The organism is Mesorhizobium sp. WSM4898 (assembly GCF_029625845.1).
In the GTDB taxonomy this organism is placed as follows: domain Bacteria; phylum Pseudomonadota; class Alphaproteobacteria; order Rhizobiales; family Rhizobiaceae; genus Mesorhizobium.
This window is the reverse complement of record NZ_JARTVQ010000002.1, coordinates 657,161-676,240: the sequence shown is the minus strand read 5'-3', so window position 1 is coordinate 676,240 and position 19,080 is coordinate 657,161. Positions and strand designations below refer to the sequence as shown.

Below are 19,080 nucleotides of genomic sequence, written 5' to 3'. Positions count from 1 at the left end.
CAAGAACGGCCGCTCAGACCTCGTCGAACCGGCTTCCTTCCTTGGAGGGATCGCGCGCGAGGACCCGCTCCTCCTCGTCGTCCGGGAGTGCCTCGTCACTTTCCTGATAGGGATTGTCGTCGTCTTCTTCGGGGAGCGTTCCCTCCGCTTCTTCATCGTCCTGCGGGTCGCCGTTGACGGCGACGCTGTCGGGCAGGATCCGGCCGCCCTCAATCGCGTCCCAGTCCTGCTGCTCGACTGCCGGAGCCTCGGTTTCGTCCTGATTTGCGGTGCGTTGCTTTTTACGCGGGTCCATCTCGTTCTCCAATGCTGCAAGCCTATCCGGCTCGCGGTTCGCTCAGTTGGAAAACCGCTCAGGCGAATGGTGGTTCCGCCCGTTGCAGCAAGTGGCGGCCGTTGTGGCGTCGCCTCTCCCTGGTAGGTGTCCTACGCGATCTGTTCGAACGTGCATTGGCGCGGCGCCTTGTCGGGCCGCCAGCGCACCAGCCTTGTTCCATGCCGGAATCGGTCGCCGGTGACATGGTCGAAGCGGACCTCCACGACCAATTCGGGCCGCACCGGCTCCCATTCTCCGCTGCGCTCGGTGCTCCAGCGGCTCGGGCCGCCGGGTGCCTTGCCGGTGAAGCCGAGCCCGCCGCGCAACGCTTCAAGCCTCTTGGTCAGCGCCGCTCGCTCGTCACTGGCTATGGTCGAGGTGAAGCCGACATGGTCGAGCTGGCCACGGTCGTTGTAGAGGCCAAGCAGCAGCGAGCCGATCTGGCGCTTGCCGCTCAGGTAGCGAAAGCCACCGACCACGCAGTCTGCTGTGCGCAGCCGCTTGACCTTGATCATGGTTCGCTCGCCCGGGCGATAGGGTTCGGCCAGTGCCTTGGCGACCACGCCATCGGTGGCACCTCGGCCGGCGCCGCGCAACCATCGTCTGGCGGTCGCGAGGCTCGTTGTGGCCGGCGAGAGCTTCAGCCCGGCGTTCTCTGCCCTGGCAACGAAGTCCTCGATCGCCCGGCGCCGATCGGGCAAGGGCAAATCGAGCAACATCTCGCCTCCCGGGGCAGCCAGTGCATCGAACAGGATCAACCGCGCCGGTGTTTCCGCGCTCAGCTTGCGGATACGGCTCTCGGCCGGATGAAGGCGCATCTGCAGCGCGTCGAAGGAGACGCGCCCGTCGATCTCGATCACGATCTCGCCGTCCACGACGAATTGCCTTGCGGCGAGGTCGCGCAGCATCGTGGTCAGTTCGGGAAAGTAGCGGCCGAGCGGCTTGCCGGATTTGGCGCGAAGCTCGACGGCGTCGCGGCCTTTGAAGGCCAGGCAGCGAAACCCGTCCCATTTGGGTTCGTACTGCCAGGGACCTTCAGGCAAGGCGTCCGCGGTCCGCGCCTCCATCGGCGGCGTATCCAAAGACAGCGGAAACTCGGGACTCGAGATTGCCGGTTGGGACGTAATCCTGGAGGTCTCCATCTCGGTAGAACGTTCGACCACACCTGTAGTTTCCGGTCGAGGGGAACGAGTTGCACGGCGAGGCGTTGCCTCACCAAAGTTCAGAAACCAAATGTCGAGCTTTGACCGCGTCGGGCACTTCTTCACCAGAGCGAACATGAACTTCCGACAGGAAATCCGATGTCGGCTTCCGGCTTGAGCTATGGTCCTCTGGGCGAGCGCTGCGCGCATCTATGCGTCGACATGCAGAAATTGTTCGCGGAACCTTCGGAATGGGCCACGCCGTGGATCACCCGCGTCCTTCCGAGGATCGTCAGCCTCGTCGAATGGAAAGCCGAGCAGACCCTTTTCACGCGCTTCGTGCCGGCTGAAAAGCCTGGCCTGGGTGCCGGCACCTGGAGGCGCTACTATGAGCGCTGGGCGTCGATGACGATCGAAAATGTCGGGCCAGAGATGGTCGGGTTGCTGCCGCCGCTGTCATCCTTCTGTCCGCCGGCGCAGGTGATCGACAAGCATGTTTATTCGCCCTGGCCGGAGGGCAGACTGCAGACGGCACTTGCCGCGCGCAGCATCGACACCCTGGTGGTCACGGGAGGCGAAACCGATGTTTGCGTGCTCGCAACCGTCCTGGGGGCGATCGACATCGGATATCGCGTGGTGCTGGTCACGGATGCGCTTTGCAGTTCATCGGACGCGACGCACGATGCCCTGATGACCGTCTACCATCAGCGCTTCGCGCAACAGGTCGAGACCGTCGAGATGGAGACGGTCCTTTCGGCCTGGACCTGAACGTTATGGGACGATCCGCACCGGCTACAGCCGAAAGCGACCGATCAACTGCTATTTGACGGGAACCGCAATGTTTCTCCGAAATTGCGCAGGCAGGGAGTGTGTAGATGCCTAAACCAGCGAAACGGGAAAAAGCTCGCAAGCCAAATCCGTCTGACCCCAACCCAAAGCAAAAGCCGCCGAGGGACACGCGCGAAAACCCGACACGGAATCCGGACGGTCCCGGCGAATTGCCGGACACCACCACGCGTGAAGAAGTCGAGACAGTCAGGCCTAACCTGAAACGCTAGTACCGGTAGGCGTACGTATTTCCGAGGCGCGACGCTTTGATGTTGTGGAGATAGGCCGCGCGAAGATTGACTTGTCGGCCCGACAAGACTGCGATTGCCGGCCAAAAAAGGAACCCCGGCTGCAGTGGTTGGGTGGGGGGCACGGCAGCCGAGGTCAATGTTTTTCTAAGAACTGTGGCGCCGTTTGCTTCAAACCGCAAATCTCGCTCTAAGGTCGAGATATGCTCGCGCGCAGCTTTGAGGAGCAGAATTCCTGTGATGGCAACTTAAGGTTGTCATCCTTTCGGTCATATTAGCCACCTAAGATATAATTACCAAATTGTTAACCAGGATTAATGCGCCTTTTCCACAGCATCGTAGTATGCATTTGAGGCTGGATTACCTCAATGGAGCGGGGATCCCATACGTCCGTGGGTTGGGCCGGCGTATGCACTACTCCTTGAATCTATTCCTCACTTCGCAGCAAGTCGCCCGACACACGGTAAACAGCGTATCAGTTCATGCCGCTGAACAAGCCCTGCGTGGGAGTCAAGATAAAAAGGGGAGCGAGCGAAGTCGGCGGCGGAGAGGAGTAAATAAGGCGATGGGACATCTTCAAATTTCCGAGTCTTGGAAGGATGCGACGGGGTCGTTGCAGAACGGGCATCTGACGGACGTGAACGGGCTCGGCACGTCTGATCTCGAAGAAGGACACCCGACCGAAGGTCTGGTGGTAATTGTGGACAAGCGGGCACTCGAGCGCGAATGTCTTGCTCGAGGCCTTATCGAACATAATCCGGCTTTGCGCGTCAGCGCCGTAGGAACTCTTGATGAGATTCAGCACGTCGCCGGCGGGGCGGAGGCTTCCGCGATCCTCGTTATTCTCGGCGCCAGAAAGGTGACCGACCAGAGCGTTCGGGCGGAACTTGTGCACCTCATCTCCGAGGTCGGCGCCGTACCCGTAATCGTCGTGGTGGATTCCGACGAGCCGGGGGAGATCCTTGCGGCTCTCGAATGCGGCGCCCGCGGCTACATTCCCACGAGCGTCAAGGTGAAGGTCGCTGCCGAGGCCATCGGTCTCGCCCGCGCCGGAGGAATCTTCGTGCCCGCCAGCTGCGTGCTGGCGCTTCGCGAGATCATCCATTCGACGGCGAACGGCGCCCGTCCGCTCGCCGGAATGTTCACCTCGCGCGAGGCCGCGGTCGTGGAAGCGCTCAGGAAAGGCAAGGCCAACAAGATCATTGCCTACGAGCTCAACCTCTGCGAGAGCACGGTCAAGGTCCATATCCGCAACATCATGAAAAAACTGAAAGCCACGAACCGCACTGAGGTGGCCTACAAGCTTAGACAGATGATGCTTTGAAGGCTGCCCAGGCCTGGTGCCTGGCAATAGAACGACGCGCACGCCGATCCTCGACGTGGAGGCGGACCTATTTCAGGTCCGCCTCCCTTCGAGATTCAGAAATAGGACGGTGCCTGCAGGTCTTGAAACGGATGCGCTCAGGCCGATGCTCAGGCATGTTCCCGGTCGAGCATCTCGAATCCTGCCTTCACGAGAAATCCAACACTGTCGCGGCCCAACTCCGCACCGCGATATGCTGCTTCGGCAGCCTTCAGGCCTCCCGTCAGTCTGCGCATCACCGGAGCCGCTCCGAGTATCTCGAGCGGCAGGCCCAACTCGCCGCGGTTGGGGCGCTTCGGCGGCCATACCCTGAGGCCGAAATAGCTGGCGGCCGAGCGGTCGATCCCGCCGCTGAACTGCACCAGCAGCGCCTGGCGCGTTCTCCTGGCGATGCGGCCCAGACTGTTGATGTCCATTGGGGGTTTGGCGGAGGGCCGCATAGCGACGATGATCACCTCCCATGCATCATCGGTCAGCAGAACCGGATGCGAAAAAACACCAACTCTTGCTCCACGTTCGGCGAGCATACGTTCGAGGAATGGTGCGCAGGGCGTGTCGCAGACGACGGCGAATCTCGAGGCACGCTGATCGACACCGGCATCCTCGAGTAGGACCCGGCATAAGCGCGCGAATTCCGGCATCAGGTCTATGGCCGGGTGACCGAGATTTGGAGCAGCAACCTTGATGCCGGCCTCGTCACAGGCATCGAAGTCCAACACGCCTTGCCGAAGCTCCCAAGGCTCCGCCATGAGCGCAACGACCGCGTGAGAGGGCAAGAGCTCGATGAGCGATCTCGAAATCGGTCCGACCTGGGGACAATTGGTGATGAGGTCGACCTCCTGCCATTTGCGGCTTTCGATGCGGTTCGTCACTTCCACGCGTTCGGCGACATTGGCGTACTCGGCAAATGCCAACGTCGCGTCCGCGGCCGCCGCCAGGCTCGGATGTCTGGAGGATACGCGGGTGAGTGCAACGACACGGTCGGCATTGGCGAGCGCCGCGGCTGTCGCAGTCACCGCCTGATAGCCCGTCGCCGCGCCAGCCACGACAGTGAGGCCGGAGAGATCAAGATCGAGCAAAGCTATCTGCTTGCGGACGACGGCAAGTGCTTCCGCACGGTCGACCTCCAGAAACTGACGAGCGCCCGGCCTTGCGGGGAAGTCACCGGACGAAGGCTTCGGAATGGGCGTCACGTTGCGTGCTCCACTGACAGGCTGGCAGGCATTCTTTCGACGCGGAAGATCTGTCTCGTCGAATCTCGTCGCATGCGCGCGCATGCTTTTCAGGCATTGCCAGACGGCTGCCGGCTCGCCCATCCGGCACCAGTGGCTCCAGACATTCTCTCGGCATCCTTGCCATCAGAGCTAGGGCCTGAATTCAGTCGGCGGTCTGGATCGCCCCTAGCCGGACCAGTTGATTTCGTCGATCACGAATACAGTCGAAGGTGCCCACACTGCTACTGCAGAAAATGGGTGCCAGTGTTACGCCGTTTGATCAGAAGGCTTATCGACACCGCGCAGGCAATACGCGTTCAGGCTAAGAGGCTAACCGGCGCCAGATAGGGCGCTACCTCCTTTTCGGTTCTTGCCGGGAATGATCCGCCGCGTGAAGTTGAGCGCTAAAATCAGCCGTTTTCCTTGGCGAAGCTCATGACAATCAGCGCATTCGACACGAACCCCCGCAGACCCGGAATAGGCGTCGGCCAAAACCATCGTCCGCTTGGGGGGCGGCGCAAGAGGATCATGGACGTCACCATCGCATCGATCGCGCTTGTGCTGGCCGCTCCGATCATGCTTGTGGTTGCCCTCTTAATATTGGCGACCGACGGCGGACCGGCGATATTCTCTCACACTCGGGTCGGCTTCAACGGCAGGCGTTTCGCCTGCTACAAATTCAGGACCATGGTTGCCAACTCCCAGCAGGTTCTGGCCGACTATCTTGCGAGCAATCCCGAAGCCGCCAAGGAGTGGGAGCAGAATTTGAAATTCAAGAACGATCCGCGCGTCACCTTCCTGGGGCACATTCTCAGAAAGTCGAGCCTTGATGAGTTGCCTCAGCTCATCAACGTGCTGCGCGGCGACATGAGTTGCGTCGGCCCTCGGCCGGTCGTCCCCGACGAGCTGCAACGTTACGGCGCCTGCGCTATCGATTATCTTCGAACCCGGCCCGGGCTGACCGGCGCGTGGCAAGTGACGGGCAGAGACGCAATAGACTATCCCAGCCGTGTCTCCCTCGACAGCCGCTACGTGCGAAACTGGTCCATATGGGCCGACGTCGTCATTCTCGTTCGGACGGTCTTCGCTGTGATGAGATTCGATCATGCGTCCTGACTGCCGAGGAAGGCAGCGAGCATTGGCGGCATCGCCGCTTTGAAAAAATTCCGGCGCCGGCGACGAAATGGCAGCCGCAGTCCGTCAATGCTCATCGGTCACGGCGCGACGCCACACGATGCCGAGGAAGACGCCGAGCAGGTAGGCGCCCTGCAGCGTGACAACGAAAAGCAGGATCGAAAGCAGACGGTCCCAGGCAAACAGGCTGCCGATGCCGCCTGCAATGGCGCTGAACACCACAATCACCGCGGTCATGACGATGAGCGCCGGCGCGCGAACACGAAATCCGAGCAAAATGCCGATCACGCCGACAGCGACAAGACCCCAAAGCACGGCGATCTCCTACGGTGTGAAAGACTCGGTGTGCCGCGCCCAAGTCTCCCACATGTGCAAATCCGCACCAACACCGAATCCCCGCCGCGGCTGGACCGGATCTCGACCAGGCAGACTGGAATCGCAGCACCACCAGCCCTTGCACAAAAGGCGTAGGACACCTTGTCCCAATGACGCGTTTTCGCTCATTTCCTTGTCATCCCGCTGCGCCTACGCTGCTTATGAAATAGGTACGCGGAGTATTCACCCGCGGTGCGGCAGCGCGCCTTGAATCACCGTCCTGGACTGAACGTTGTGTCTCTATTTCTTGGCGTTGCCGTTCAGGACACAGGGGCACCGGACGCAGCCTGGCGAGGCAAGAGCGCGTCGGCCCGCGGTTGTTGCATAGCATTTTCAGCGTGACGTCCATCGATGCTGCAGGCTTCCATCCTTTTGCTGATCGTGTCGATATGGTTCCCTGGCGCCACGCGGATTGCCGGAACAGATGGCTCGATTTCCTTTTTGCTCGCTTTGTTCTGCGGCCTGGTAAGCCTCGTTCCCTACGCCGAAGCGACAAAACGTCTGCATCGCACCGACACGGCCCTGGCAACTGCCGTGCTGACAACATCTGCCCTCATCATGGTTCTATCGCTGCTGTCGGCGCTACACGCGGACAATCCGGTCAGGACCATGCGCGCTGTCTTCGCCCAGGTGTTTGGTTTCGCCACTATCCCGACCATTGCATTGATCGCCGCGAGGCCTAGGAGTTTTGAGGCAATCGACAGGATTGGGATGACCATGGCCATCATGGTTGCTGTTACATCCTGCCTTGTCGTTATTGGCCTCGGCGATGCTCGATTCGCCGATCGGGCGGAGGGCTATTTCAAGCACGCAAACCAGCTCGGAATTGCCTTGTCGGCCGGTCTGCCGCTTGTCGCCGCGAAGCTGGTCGCTTCTCGAAGGCACCGAATCCTCCTTTCGGTTTGCCTCCTCGCGGGGTTGCTGGGTTTGGTCAAATCGGGATCCAAGACGAATTTCGTTCTTGGGGTCGTCGGTCTCGGCACGTTCTACGGGCTATACTGCATCTATCTGGTGATAAGGAAGCAGCGTCCGGTAACAGTGATCGCGGCGACCGTTACGGCTCCGATATTGTTCCAGGCTAGCTTTATGATGTTGCAGTTCCTGAACCCACGGGCCTACAAGCTGCTGTCGCTTCAGCTCTCCGGCGGGGAGGCACATTCGATCGTTTCGCGGCAGCGACTGTGGTCGATATCAATCGATCTGGGCCTGTCGCATCCGTTCATGGGCGTGGGCGCAGGGCAATGGGTGGGCGACATCGCTCCGCACAGCCACAACCTGTTCATCGATTATTTTAGAACGCTGGGAGTGCCCGGCCTCGCCTTGGTGGTGATCATGGTTCTGCTGGTGGTGGGTTATCTGATCAGCGCCGTTCTGCACACATTGGTCGACAGGGGCAGGAGCGAACAAGCGACCGAAGTGAATGTCATGGTGCTCGGAACATCGGTCGCCGTATGGAACTACTTGGTCGCCAACCAGATGAGCGATTCCTTCGGGCCGTCAACCGCCGCCTTCTTCTGGCTGCCGCTCGCTTTGCTCATAGTCTACCGCGGCATGCAGCGATCGCTGCAGACCGGCCTTGCCAAGACCCCGAGGTTGTATGTCGGGACCGGGTCTCAGCTGCTTGAAGTTGAGTATGCCCCTCGCACATCGCCTTGACTTCATTGGCGTTCCAAGAGTCCATCGTACCACCCGAAATCCAATGACCTCGCACACTGTTGGTGACCTGGCGGCAAGCCTCCCGCCAAGCGTCGAAGCACGCGCGCTGCGGACAGACATTCGATTTGTCGAATTCTTTGGTCTGCCCGGGGTCGGAAAGACAACTACCTCCGGCCTGCTGGCGAACAGCCTGCGACGGTGCGGCCCGCTGGAAGGCGACGTGCGAGTGGCGTGGGAAGGAAGAACATTCATCGAGAGGCAGATACACAGAATGGGCGTTGTCGCCCCTCGGCTGCTAGATCGTGAGTTTCGCTCGTTGCTTGCTCGAATTGCCCGCTTCGTCATCGAAAGCAGGCAAGTGTCGCGCCTTGATGCCATCAGGCTTGTCTGGAATCTTATCAGCCTGGTCGCATTTATCCAGCATGAGAGGGCAAGAAGAAATTCAATAATCATAATGGATCAGGGGTTGCTGCAGGGATTCTGGTCCATATTGCTGAAGAGCAGATGCAAAAAAACATCCGAGAATTGGCTGGATATGCTTTCTGCCGTCGGATTGCATGACATGGTTTTTGTCCACCTGCGCAGCGAGACCGGCATCGCCAGAGACCGGCTCCTGACCAGGGGCGATCGCTCCTCGCGGCTGCAACGGACATCTCCGGACAGCGATCCCGACCTTTGGTCGGCGGCGGATCGGGCCTGCCGCGAAATGGCGGCCGCCTTTGAGCGGGGAATGGGAACGGAAGATCGCATGGGCGTGCTGGCGGCCATCGACATCGAAAGGCTCGCATCGCCCGAAGACGTGGCCTCGAGAGCTCTCGAGGCGGTCCGTTCGGCCTGTCTCGACCGGCATCGGCAATCCCTTTCTTCAGGTCAATGAGGATGAGGATGAACCGCCGTTCATTCATGGGTCTTGCTGGGCTGTCTCCCGTGTTCGCCCTGTTGCCGGGCGCGTACCAGGCGGAGGGCGGGCAGATGCCGGAGGGCAAGCAGCTCGTTCTGACGGGCGAGCACGGCTACGAACAACAAATGTTTCGGGATCTCGAAGCCGGAACGACAATCGACGCCCGGAATGCTTCCTTCACAGTCGCCAACAGCAGAAATCCTGAGCCCAGCGCGATGATGGGCTGCGACGAAGGAAACCTGCCGGTCAATCGCTACCCGGTGGTCATCCGCAACTGTCCGGACGTTCATTTCATCGGAGGGCGCTTCGACGGCCAGGTGCCGCTGACCTCCGACTGGCGCGACACCTACTGCAACAGCGCGGCTCTGCTTGTCAGGGACGGAACCGCCAATGCGACAATAGAAGGCGTCCGCGCGCGGCGCTGCTGGGATGGCGTGCGTTTCGCAGCGCGGGCCGACGGCTTTCACCTGAAAGGCTGCTGGCTCAGCGAAATCAGGGATGATGCGGTGGAGAACGACTACCTGCTCAGCGGCATTGTCGAAGATTGCCTGTTCGACGGCTGTTTTTCGGGGATCAGCGTGGATCCTGCCTCAAACGAGCGGGATGGGACAGGGGAGACAGTGCAGATCGATCGAACCCTCATTCGCATGCACCCGTTTCTCTCCAAGGGCGAAATCACACATCAGGCGCCGATCAAGGCCGTCGATCAGTCACCCAGGCTGAGGATAACGGGATCGGTTTTCGCATTGGCTTCGGTGAACATGCGTGGACTCCGTCGCCTGGAAAGAACCTGGGGGCTGGCTATCGAAAGCCGGGACAACGTGTTGCTGTGGCTGCCCGACGAACCAATTCCTTCGGAATTGCCGCTGCCGCCATCCGGTTTCAAGGTGCTGACGGGCGCTGACGCGCGCGAATACTGGAACAAGGCGCATCTGCAATGGGTCGCGGCGCATCAGAACGTGGCCCGGTTCTCCGACGAAGCGCTGTGAGAAGTCGCACTCGGGGGCAAAACATTCGGTTGCTTAGCTGTGTTGGGCGAAGTGAACTCCTGCCGAAACGCTTGTCGCTTCGCCCATTGAACGTACCTGTTTCGCAACGATAGGTTGGACCGCCGTCGCGTTCCGGCAGAGGGGGAGAGGACTACTCGATGAATCACGAGGCGGGTAACGGAACGGCGCCGCCAGGCTCCACCGCTCATATCCCGGCCACGTTTGTGACCCAGGGACGGCTGGCACGCGTCAGGGGGCAGAATATCCTGTTCAGTCCTTCCCAGCGGGCCATCTTCGCCGTCAACGATACTGCCGCCGAGATCTGGCGCTCCCTGGAAGAGGGAACATCGCCGCGCGCCATTTCGGCCGAGATGGCGCGCGCCGGCGTCGATGGGATCGAGGCAAACAGGCATGTCGAGGCCGCGCTGAGGGATTGGCAGCGGCTGAGCTTGATACGGCCCGACGCACCGCCGTCTGTGTCGGCTCGAGAGGCTGTGAGCCAGGTCGTCGCGATCGCGGGCCTTTCCGTACGCATCGAGTATCCTGCAGCCTGCGCCTTTCCCGCCGTCGCCGTGTTCCGGCATCTCGAGGTCCGACGAGAGACTGCCGACATTCTGTTCCAACTGGTCGAGCATGAAGGACGGGTCCACCTGTTCCGGGATGGCGACTGGGTTCTTTCCTGCGCGCCCGACGAGCTGCCCGTCATGGTGAAAGGGCAAATGCTGATCGAGGTCCTCGATCGCAGCGCCTACGAACTTGCTCTGCACGCGGCTGCGCTTCTCAAAAATGAGCGCATCGTGCTTCTTTGCGGCAACCCGGGCGCAGGCAAGACTACGTTGACCCTGGCCCTGGTCAATGCAGGGTTCGGTTTCGTATCTGACGATGTGACCCTGTTGGACTCCCGGGGACATGGCATTGGTCTGCCGTTTGCGCCTGCCGTCAAGGCAGGAGCATGGCCGCTTTTGGCCGAACGCTTCCCCGATCTCGACGCTGTTCCGGTTTGTCGCCGGCCAGACCGCAGGCGAGTTCGGTTTGCGGTGCCCAGCGAGGTCGTGCCGTCCTCTCCCATACCAATCGGCTATGCAATCCAGCTTCGTCGAGGTCGCGACGCGAAAGCTTGCCTCGAGCCGATCGACCCGGCCAGCGCATTGCGTGTGCTGCTCAACGGGGCGTTCGCACCCGGCCGAGAGTTGAGTGGCAGCGCCTTCGACACTCTGACCGAAGTCATCGGATCGGCGGGCACCTATTGCCTGAATTATTCGAAGCTCGATGATGCAGTAGAGCTGATCACGAAGGCATGCCGGTGAGACACAGAGGCAACGCGCTCGAGGCTCTGATCGCCGGACTTCGCGGCAGTCCGGCCGACCGGGCCGATTGGCACGCCGTAATCGCCCTGGCCAATCGCACTTTGCTCACGCCGGATTTGTTCTCCTCCCTCGCGCGCGCCGGCCAGATCCACCGGCTACCGCAGGACGTGTACGAGTATCTCCGGTTCGTTCACGACTGCAATCGGGAGCGGAACTTGCGCTTGCGTGCGCAACTGCGCGAAGCCGTTGCGGCGCTCAATCGCCGCGGCATCGTTCCGCTCCTGCTCAAGGGCGCTGTTCCCTTGTTCCTTGCGCCGGCAGGCCAGGCTCCCAGCAGGATGACAAGCGACCTCGATCTGGCCGTGGAGCCGGCCAACGAGGCGGCCGCCCAAATCTGCCTTGAAGAGCTCGGCTATGTCGAGGTGGCAGGTGAGCGAGGCATGGCGCGTGAGCAGGATGCCGGAATGCTGGAACTCCGGGCGCGCCGGGCGATCGACTTTGAACCTCCCAAGCTCGTCCAGCACGACGATTTGTGGGTGAATATTCCTACTGCCCAGTCCCGGGCTCTGCACTGGATCGTGCACGACCTGTTTAAGGAGGGCGACTATTGGCGCGGAAGGATTGATCTCAGGCACCTTCACGACCTGGCGCAATTGGCGGAGACCGAGAACGTGGACTGGAGCGCGCTGCAGGCATCCATGTCGGACCGAAGCGCCCGCAATGCCCTGGATACCCAGCTCCTGGCCTTGCATCACTTCTTCGGAACCAGGATCCCGGCAAGATGCGCGCGGCGCCCGATCGTCCGTTTCCAGCACTGGAGGCGCGTCTTCACGGCAACCCACCCGATCATCGGCGCTCCGTTGCGCCTGGCCGGGAATTTGATTTGGGGAACGCGGCGGTTTCTAAGCGCCAGGGGTTCGGCGAGGGGGGGCTCGTCCGATTTCGCGCGGCGCATCGCTCGTACGCTTTTGCTTCCAAGCGCGAAAATCTAAGCCTTTTGGTGAACTAGTATCCTGGCATCGGGAAACATAAGCTGTTGTGATACTTTGGAACCCGCATGGGAGAATCGTCATGCCAACCGAAAGCACGAAACGCTCGGAAAGGACGCAGGAAGTCCTCGTTTCAGAGGCTCAGGCGCGCCGGGACTTTCTCAAGAAGGCAGGGCGTTTTGCGGCGGTGACTCCACCGGCCATAACGGTTCTGCTCGGCACCAGCCTGAACTCCAGAGCAATCGCCAAATCGGGAGGAACACGCCCGGGCAACGGCTGGGGCGATAAAAACCACATTCACCTCGGGCCTCCCGGCCAGTCGTAAGGTTGACCGTCAGGGTCGCTGAAGCAGCGTCTTGAGAACCAAAAGCGCGTCGCGCGGGGATTGATCCGGGCGGCGCGCTTCAATTTTGATACCCCGATCGCTGGCGGCACGCCGCGGTCGGGGTATTTGTTTGTTGGCGGTCGCTCCCCTGTCAGATCAGGCGAGCAGCCAATCGTTCAAATGGAATTCATAGATCTTGCCGTCGTTCTCGGTCGGATTCGAGTCGTTGTCCACGCCGCGATCGACGACATAGAGGCTCATTTGGTGGCTCGGATCGTCGCTGCTCGGCGCCAGGGCAAGTCCCGCCGGCTTTTTCGCGTTGGCGGCGGAGATGTCGAGCGTGCCCAGCAGATCCCCGGTTGGCGTCACCATTGCCACGGAGGTGCGTGACACGATGACATAAAGCAGGTCGTGGACCGGATCATACGCGATGCCCCCGTCAGAAGGGGTTCCGAGCGCCTCTTCAGAAAAACTCGTCACGACATCATCGCCCCCCGTGCTTGGGACGCCGTCGAATCTGCCGTTCTGGCCCGGAGCGATGGTGTAAATCCTATGGGTTGTGCCATCCTCGAGATAGAGCACGCCGCGGTTTGTGTCGTAGGCAATACTCTCCGCATCCGTACTGCCGAACGCGGCGGTCCTGAACGAGGTCACGATATCGTCGGAGGTGTTGTAAAGCCCATCGTTGCCCGGGTTCAACTCGTAGACGCTCTTCGTGCCGGTATCGTCCGAGAAGAAGAGATGGTGGTTCGCCGGATTATAGGTGACCCCGGCCGGCTCATCCGAGAAATTGATGGTGGTGAGCGTGCCCGTCAGGGTGCCGTTCAGATTCATCTGGAAGAGATTCTTGCCGGTGAAAATCGACATCTCCTCCACCTCACTATCGGTCACCAGCAGCTTGCCGAGATGGGAGATATAGACGATATCGGTCGGGTCGGGGCTCGGCGGTGACCACTGCGAAGTCAGAATAGTGTGCGCCAAGGTCACGGATGTCGGCAACTGGGTGGCGGTGACGCCGACGGTGAAGGTGTGCGTGGCGATGCTGCCGTCGGACGAGGTGGCTGTCACGTGGAGATCGATCGTCGGTTCGGACTGAGCGTTGAGCGTGCCGCTGCTCGATCGCGTGATGACGCCGGTGCTGGAATTGATGGCAAAGCGCGAGTCGTCGATCGTGTAGGTGACCGTCGAGCCGGCATCGGGATCCTTGGCCGAGGCGGTGATGCCGACGGCAGTGCCGGCGGCGGCATTCTGGCCGATCTGGTTGGCCCCGGAGTTGGCATCGGGCGGCGTGTTGAACGCGATCGGTTCGGGGCTGTCGAGGACGGCGAGGGTGAAGCTCTTGTTGGCGGTGCTGCCGTCGGAGGAGGTCGCCGTCACCGTCAGGTTGATGGACGACTGGGTCTCGAAGTCGAGCGTGCCTGTGCCCGAGCGCGTGATGACACCGGTGCTGGAATTGATGGCAAAGCGCGTGTCGTTGATGCTGTAGGTGACCGTCGACCCAGCATCGGGATCCGAGGCCGAAGCGGTGATCCCTGTCGGTGCCCCCGCCGCGGCGAGCTCGGCGATCTGGTTGGCGCCGGAGTTGGAGTCGGGCGGAGTGTTGAAGGCCACGGGCTGTTGGCCGGCCGTGACGCTGACAGTGAAGGTGCTCGTGGCGCTGCTGCCATCGGACGACGTCGCTGTCACCTGGAGATTGATCGTCGGTTCGGACTGGGCGTTGAGCGTGCCGGTGCCCGAGCGCGTGACGACCCCGGTGCTGGAATTGATGGCAAAGCGCGAGTCGTCGATCGTGTAGGTGACTGTCGAGCCGGCATCGGGATCCGTGGCCGAAGCGGTGATGCCGACGGCAGTGCCGGCGGCAGCGTTCTGGCCGATCTGGTTGGCCCCGGAGTTGGCATCCGGCGGCGTGTTGAACGCGATCGGCTCCGGGCTGTCGAGGACACCGAGGGTGAAGCTCTTGGTGGCGGTGCTGCCGTCGGAAGAGGTTGCCGTCACCGTCAGATTGATGGACGACTGGGTTTCGAAGTCGAGCGTGCCTGTGCCCGAGCGCGTGATGACGCCGGTATTGGCATCAATGGCGAAGCGTGCATCGTTGAGGCTGTAGGTGACGGTCGCGCCGGCATCGGGATCGGTGGCCGAAGCGGTGATCCCGGTGGGTGCTCCCGCCGCGGCGAGCTCGGCGATCTGGTTGGCGCCGGGGTTGGAGTCGGGCGGAGTGTTGAAGGCCACCGGACTTCCGGATCCCGGCAAGACATATTCGATGTGCAGCAGCGGCGCGCTGGCGGGATTGTATTCGTAGGAATCGGCGGTGCGCGTGCCGGTGCCGGTGATCAGGAAGGCCATGTCGTTGAGCGCTGCCCAGCCCGAGCGGCTGACGATCTCCTGGACGATAGCCGTGAGGTCTGGCGTGCGCTCGGCCTGGACGTGCTCGCCCACCGTGGTCCAGGGGGCCGGCGTCCAAGCTGTCGACGCGTCGGTCGTTGCCCGTGACGATACATTGAAGCTGGTGCTGGTGAAGGGGCTTGCGTCGTCGGTGTCCTGGCCCTTGATCAGCAGCGAGGCCGCGCCGGTCTTCACCTCGTTGGCCTGGAACTGGATGTAGGCGCTGGTGATGATCGCGCCTTGCGGGATGTCGATACCGGTGAAGCGGAGACCGACCGTCTGGCGGGTAGAGCCGTCAAAGCCCAGTTCCAGATCACTGACGTTGCTCGAAATCGAGCCGGAACCTTTCTCCTCGACATCGTCGCCTGCGGCCGCCACCCTGGCCTCGAAAGTCCCAGGCGTGCTGCCGCCGGTGACGTCAACATTGAAGGCGTGGGTGTTGGTGCTGCCGTCCGACGAGGTCGCGGTGACCGTGAGCGCAACCGTCGGCTCGGACTGGGCGTTGAGCGTGCCGCTGCTCGAGCGCGTGATGACGCCGGTGCTGGAATTGATGGCAAAGCGCGGGTCGTCGATCGTGTAGGCGACCGTCGAGCCGGCATCGGGATCCGTGGCCGAAGCGGTGATGCCGACGGCAGTACCGGCGGCAGCGTTCTGGCCGATCTGGTTGGCCGCGGTGTTGGCATCGGGCGGCGTGTTGAACGCAACCGGTTCCGGGCTGTCGAGGACATCGAGGGTGAAGCTCGTGGTGGCCGTGCTGCCGTCGGAAGAGGTTGCCGCCACCGTCAGGTCGATCGACGACTGGGTTTCGAAGTCGAGCGTGCCTGTGCCCGAGCGCGTGATGACGCCGGTATTGGCATCAATGGCGAAGCGCGTGTCGTTGAGGCTATAGGTGACCGTCGAGCCGGCATCGGGATCGGTGGCCGAAGCGGTGATCCCGGTCGGTGCTCCCGCCGCGGCGAGCTCGGCGATCTGGTTGGCACCGGGGTTGGAGTCGGGCGGAGTGTTGAAGGCCACAGGCTGTTGGCCGGCCGTGACGGCGACGGTGAAGGGGTGCGTGACGACGCTCCCGTCCGACGAGGTGGCGGTGACGGTGAGGTTGACAGACGGCTCGGACTGGGCGTTGAGCGTGCCGGTACCTGATCGCGTGATGACGCCGGTGCTGGAACTGATGGCAAACCGCGTGTCGTCGATCGTGTAGGCGACCGTCGAGCCGGCATCGGGATCCGTGGCCGAAGCGGTGATGCCGACGGCGGTGCCGGCGGCAGCGTTCTGGCCGATCTGGTTGGCCGCGGTGTTGGCATCCGGCGGCGTGTTGAACGCGATCGGCTCCGGGCTGTCGAGGACATCGAGGGTGAAGCTCGTGGTGGCGGTGCTGCCGTCGGAAGAGATTGCCGTCACCGTCGGATTGATGGACGACTGGGTTTCGAAGTCGAGCGTGCCTGTGCCCGAACGCGTGATGACACCGGTGCTGGAATTGATGGCAAAGCGCGTGTCGTTGATGCTGTAGGTGACCGTCGACCCAGCATCGGGATCCGAGGCCGAAGCGGTGATCCCGGTCGGCGCTCCCGCCGCGGCGAGCTCGGCGATCTGGTTGGCAGTGGGATCGGCATCGGCAGGCGTGTTGAAGGCCACCGGACTTCCGGATCCGGGCAAGACATATTCGATGTGCAGCAGCGGCGCGCTGGTCGGATTGTACTCGTAGGAATCGGCTGTGCGCGTGCCGGTGCCGGTGATCAGGAACGCCATATCGTTGACCGCCGCCCAGCCCGAGCGGCTGACGATCTCCTGGACGATAGCCGTGAGGTCTGGCGTGCGCTCGGCCAGGGCCTGCTCGCCCACCGTGGTCCACGGGGCCGGCGTCCAAGTCGCCGACGCGTCGGTCGTTGCCCGTGACGATACATTGAAGCTGGTGCTGGTGAAGGCGCTTGCGTCGTCGGTGTCCTGGCCCTTGATCACCAGCGAGGTCGCGCCGGTCTTCACCTCATTGGCCTGGAACTGGATGTAGGCGCTGGTGATGATCGCGCCTTGCGGGATATCGACGCCGGTGAAGCGTAGGCCGACCGTCTGGCGGGTCGTGCTGGCAAAGCCCAGTTCCAGATCGTCGACATTGGTCGAAATCGAGCCGGAACCTTTCTCCTCGACATCATCGCCCGCGGCCGCCAGCCGCGCTTCGAATAGTTCAGCCATAGTCGGTCTCCTCTCGTAAATTTCCTCCGCAACGACGGAATCTCCCGGTGCCCGATCGGGCGTCAGGCTGAGCCCATGATCGAGCAAGGCGATGGCGTCGTTGCGCGTGAAGAACGTGATCCTGGGAACTGACCTCGAGTTCCGCCGCTGATCAGTCTGTTGCCTGCCTCAGTCTTGGCCATGCGGGCACGACTGCCGCGAGCAGGCGCAACAGTGACAGGCCTTCCCGCCCAAGGAACAGCGACGGCAGGAGCCAGCACAACAGCAAGCCCCCCACAGAGGCCAGCAATGCCGTATCGATGAGCAGCGGAAGAGGCGATAGATGGAGGGCGCGAAGCCAGTCCACGAACGCCCAGATACCGGTTCCGACAACGCCGGCGAGCGCGACGCCAGGCAGGTGCGCAAGGAAGAAATTTGCCCACGTCATCCCGGTCACGCGGAGACTCAGCTGCGCCATGAGAAAGAAATTGGCCCCGAATGCCAGGCCGACACCGAACGCCACCCCTTCCACGCCCCAGAATTGCCCTATGAAGGCTCCGATGCAGACACCGACGGTGAAAACAGCCTGGCGCCAGGCCCGGGCGTAAACCGTTCCGGTTGCCCGCGAGACGGAATCGCTAAGCTTGTAGCTCGTGCGGAACAGCATGCTGAACGCCAGGATCTGGAGGGGGCCGACCACGCCCTCCCAGCCCCGTCCGAGAATGACCCGAACCAATTCGGGTGCGACGATCGCCACCACCACGCTGGCCGGCAGGACAAGCAGGCTGCAACCGGCGACCGCGCTGCGATAAGCGCGCGCAAGCCTGACGGGCTCTTCCTGGACCAGCGCCATGGTGGGGAACAGCACGCGATCGAGAACCTGGCCGACGATCACCGCCGGAGTGGTCATGAGTTGGGACGACAAACCGTAGACACCGAGCGCATCGGCGCCGAGATAGCGGCCCACGACAAGCCTGTCCACCTGAGTGGCAAGGTAGTTGCAGACCCGCGCAATGGTGAAGCCGCCGCCAAAATAGAGCAGTTCGAAAATCGCGCTCCGCTCGAGCAACGGCCGCATCGGGTGCCGCTGGCCGACGAGCAGCACGATCGTGCGGAACAACTGCTGGACCAGGATCGCTGCGACAAGTGCCCAGATACCGAAGCCGAGCCAAGCTAGCACTGGACCGACGACCACGTAGCCGATGGCGAAAGCGACCGCGTCGACAAGCGCGAGCCAACGGAACCGCAAGGCACGCTGGGCCGAGGCCAGCGCCACCATGGAGGCTCCTTGGAAAAGAAAGATGAAGCAGACCGCACGCACGATCGGAGTGAGCTCGGGCAGGCGAAGAAGACCGGCAATAGCGGGTGCCAACGCCCATACCAGAGCGGTTACGGTAAGCCCAAGGAAGAGCGACAGGGTATATCCGACCCGGAGATGCCGCTCCTCCAGTACAGGTCGCTGCACGATCGCAGGCGTGATGCCGAGGCCCTGGAAGATGGCCGAAAACTTGATGACGATCAGTGCCGCGGAGTAGAGACCGAACTCGTTGGGCGAGAGCAACCGGGCCAGGAGGACGAGGGCGACAAGCTCGGCAACCGCCAAGGCGCCCATGGACAGGCCCGTCCAGAACATGCCTACCACACTGCGTTTTGCCAGCCCGCGCCGGATGTCGCTCACGCCAATCTCCACATGCCGCCTTGCTTACTCGACCGACCAAAGAAGGGCGGCCATGCATCTCCCCGGA

The 19,080-nt window shown here is 62.1% G+C and carries 15 protein-coding genes; 9 read left to right on the top strand and 6 right to left on the bottom strand.

The features are described from left to right. Nucleotides 1-13 precede the first annotated feature (13 nt). Nucleotides 14-295, bottom strand: a complete 282-nt coding sequence (locus tag P9228_RS10575) for a hypothetical protein (protein WP_278053341.1) — start codon at nt 293-295, stop codon at nt 14-16. Between the two features lie 131 nt (nt 296-426). Beyond that, nucleotides 427-1,458, bottom strand: coding sequence for an ATP-dependent DNA ligase (locus P9228_RS10570; RefSeq protein ID WP_278054044.1), 1,032 nt, complete (start codon nt 1,456-1,458; stop codon nt 427-429). Nucleotides 1,459-1,617: 159 nt separating this feature from the next. Here P9228_RS10570 and P9228_RS10565 point away from each other — a divergent pair, with 159 nt between their 5' ends. Then, entirely contained in the window at nt 1,618-2,226 is a 609-nt protein-coding gene (locus P9228_RS10565; RefSeq protein ID WP_095831604.1) for a cysteine hydrolase family protein, read from the top strand. Nucleotides 2,227-3,147: 921 nt separating this feature from the next. Then, nucleotides 3,148-3,858, top strand: a complete 711-nt coding sequence (locus tag P9228_RS10560) for a response regulator transcription factor (RefSeq protein ID WP_278053338.1) — start codon at nt 3,148-3,150, stop codon at nt 3,856-3,858. Nucleotides 3,859-4,007: 149 nt separating this feature from the next. On the opposite strand, the gene P9228_RS10555 is transcribed toward P9228_RS10560, so the two are convergent. Beyond that, nucleotides 4,008-5,090 (bottom strand): hypothetical protein, encoded by a 1,083-nt coding sequence (locus P9228_RS10555; protein WP_278053337.1) that lies wholly within the window; start codon nt 5,088-5,090, stop codon nt 4,008-4,010. 549 nt (nt 5,091-5,639) lie between these two features. Here P9228_RS10555 and P9228_RS10550 point away from each other — a divergent pair. Then, the gene (locus P9228_RS10550; RefSeq protein WP_208720894.1) at nt 5,640-6,227 is read left to right on the top strand and encodes a sugar transferase; all 588 of its coding nucleotides are present in this window, start codon (nt 5,640-5,642) and stop codon (nt 6,225-6,227) included. Nucleotides 6,228-6,311: 84 nt separating this feature from the next. Here the strand turns inward: P9228_RS10550 and P9228_RS10545 are convergent, their stop codons facing one another. Further along, complete coding sequence (locus tag P9228_RS10545; protein ID WP_066992046.1) at nt 6,312-6,560, bottom strand: hypothetical protein; 249 nt, start codon at nt 6,558-6,560, stop codon at nt 6,312-6,314. Between the two features lie 411 nt (nt 6,561-6,971). Here P9228_RS10545 and P9228_RS10540 point away from each other — a divergent pair, with 411 nt between their 5' ends. The 6 genes from P9228_RS10540 (at nt 6,972) to P9228_RS10515 (ending at nt 12,787) form a co-directional block, all read left to right on the top strand. Beyond that, nucleotides 6,972-8,276: an O-antigen ligase family protein gene (locus tag P9228_RS10540; RefSeq protein ID WP_095826287.1), complete on the top strand. Its 1,305-nt coding sequence runs from the start codon at nt 6,972-6,974 to the stop codon at nt 8,274-8,276. 43 nt (nt 8,277-8,319) lie between these two features. Beyond that, nucleotides 8,320-9,153 carry a hypothetical protein gene (locus tag P9228_RS10535; protein WP_278053334.1) on the top strand — a complete coding sequence of 278 codons (834 nt, stop codon included), beginning with the start codon at nt 8,320-8,322 and terminating at the stop codon, nt 9,151-9,153. Between the two features lie 8 nt (nt 9,154-9,161). Then, nucleotides 9,162-10,166, top strand: a complete 1,005-nt coding sequence (locus tag P9228_RS10530; protein WP_278053332.1) for a hypothetical protein — start codon at nt 9,162-9,164, stop codon at nt 10,164-10,166. A 158-nt stretch (nt 10,167-10,324) separates the two neighbouring features. Further along, on the top strand, nt 10,325-11,473 hold the full coding sequence (locus P9228_RS10525) for a PqqD family protein (RefSeq protein WP_067320667.1): 1,149 nt from the start codon (nt 10,325-10,327) through the stop codon (nt 11,471-11,473). Next, nucleotides 11,464-12,465: a nucleotidyltransferase family protein gene (locus P9228_RS10520; RefSeq protein WP_245433363.1), complete on the top strand. Its 1,002-nt coding sequence runs from the start codon at nt 11,464-11,466 to the stop codon at nt 12,463-12,465. The genes P9228_RS10525 and P9228_RS10520 overlap by 10 nt, the downstream gene beginning before the upstream one ends. 79 nt (nt 12,466-12,544) lie before the next feature. Further along, entirely contained in the window at nt 12,545-12,787 is a 243-nt protein-coding gene (locus P9228_RS10515) for a hypothetical protein (RefSeq protein WP_082980372.1), read from the top strand. A 156-nt stretch (nt 12,788-12,943) separates the two neighbouring features. Here P9228_RS10515 and P9228_RS10510 read toward each other — a convergent pair whose 3' ends face one another. Next, on the bottom strand, nt 12,944-17,356 hold the full coding sequence (locus tag P9228_RS10510) for a hypothetical protein (protein WP_278053324.1): 4,413 nt from the start codon (nt 17,354-17,356) through the stop codon (nt 12,944-12,946). A gap of 151 nt (nt 17,357-17,507) precedes the next feature. Beyond that, nucleotides 17,508-19,013, bottom strand: a complete 1,506-nt coding sequence (locus tag P9228_RS10505; RefSeq protein ID WP_245307672.1) for a lipopolysaccharide biosynthesis protein — start codon at nt 19,011-19,013, stop codon at nt 17,508-17,510. Nucleotides 19,014-19,080 lie beyond the last annotated feature (67 nt).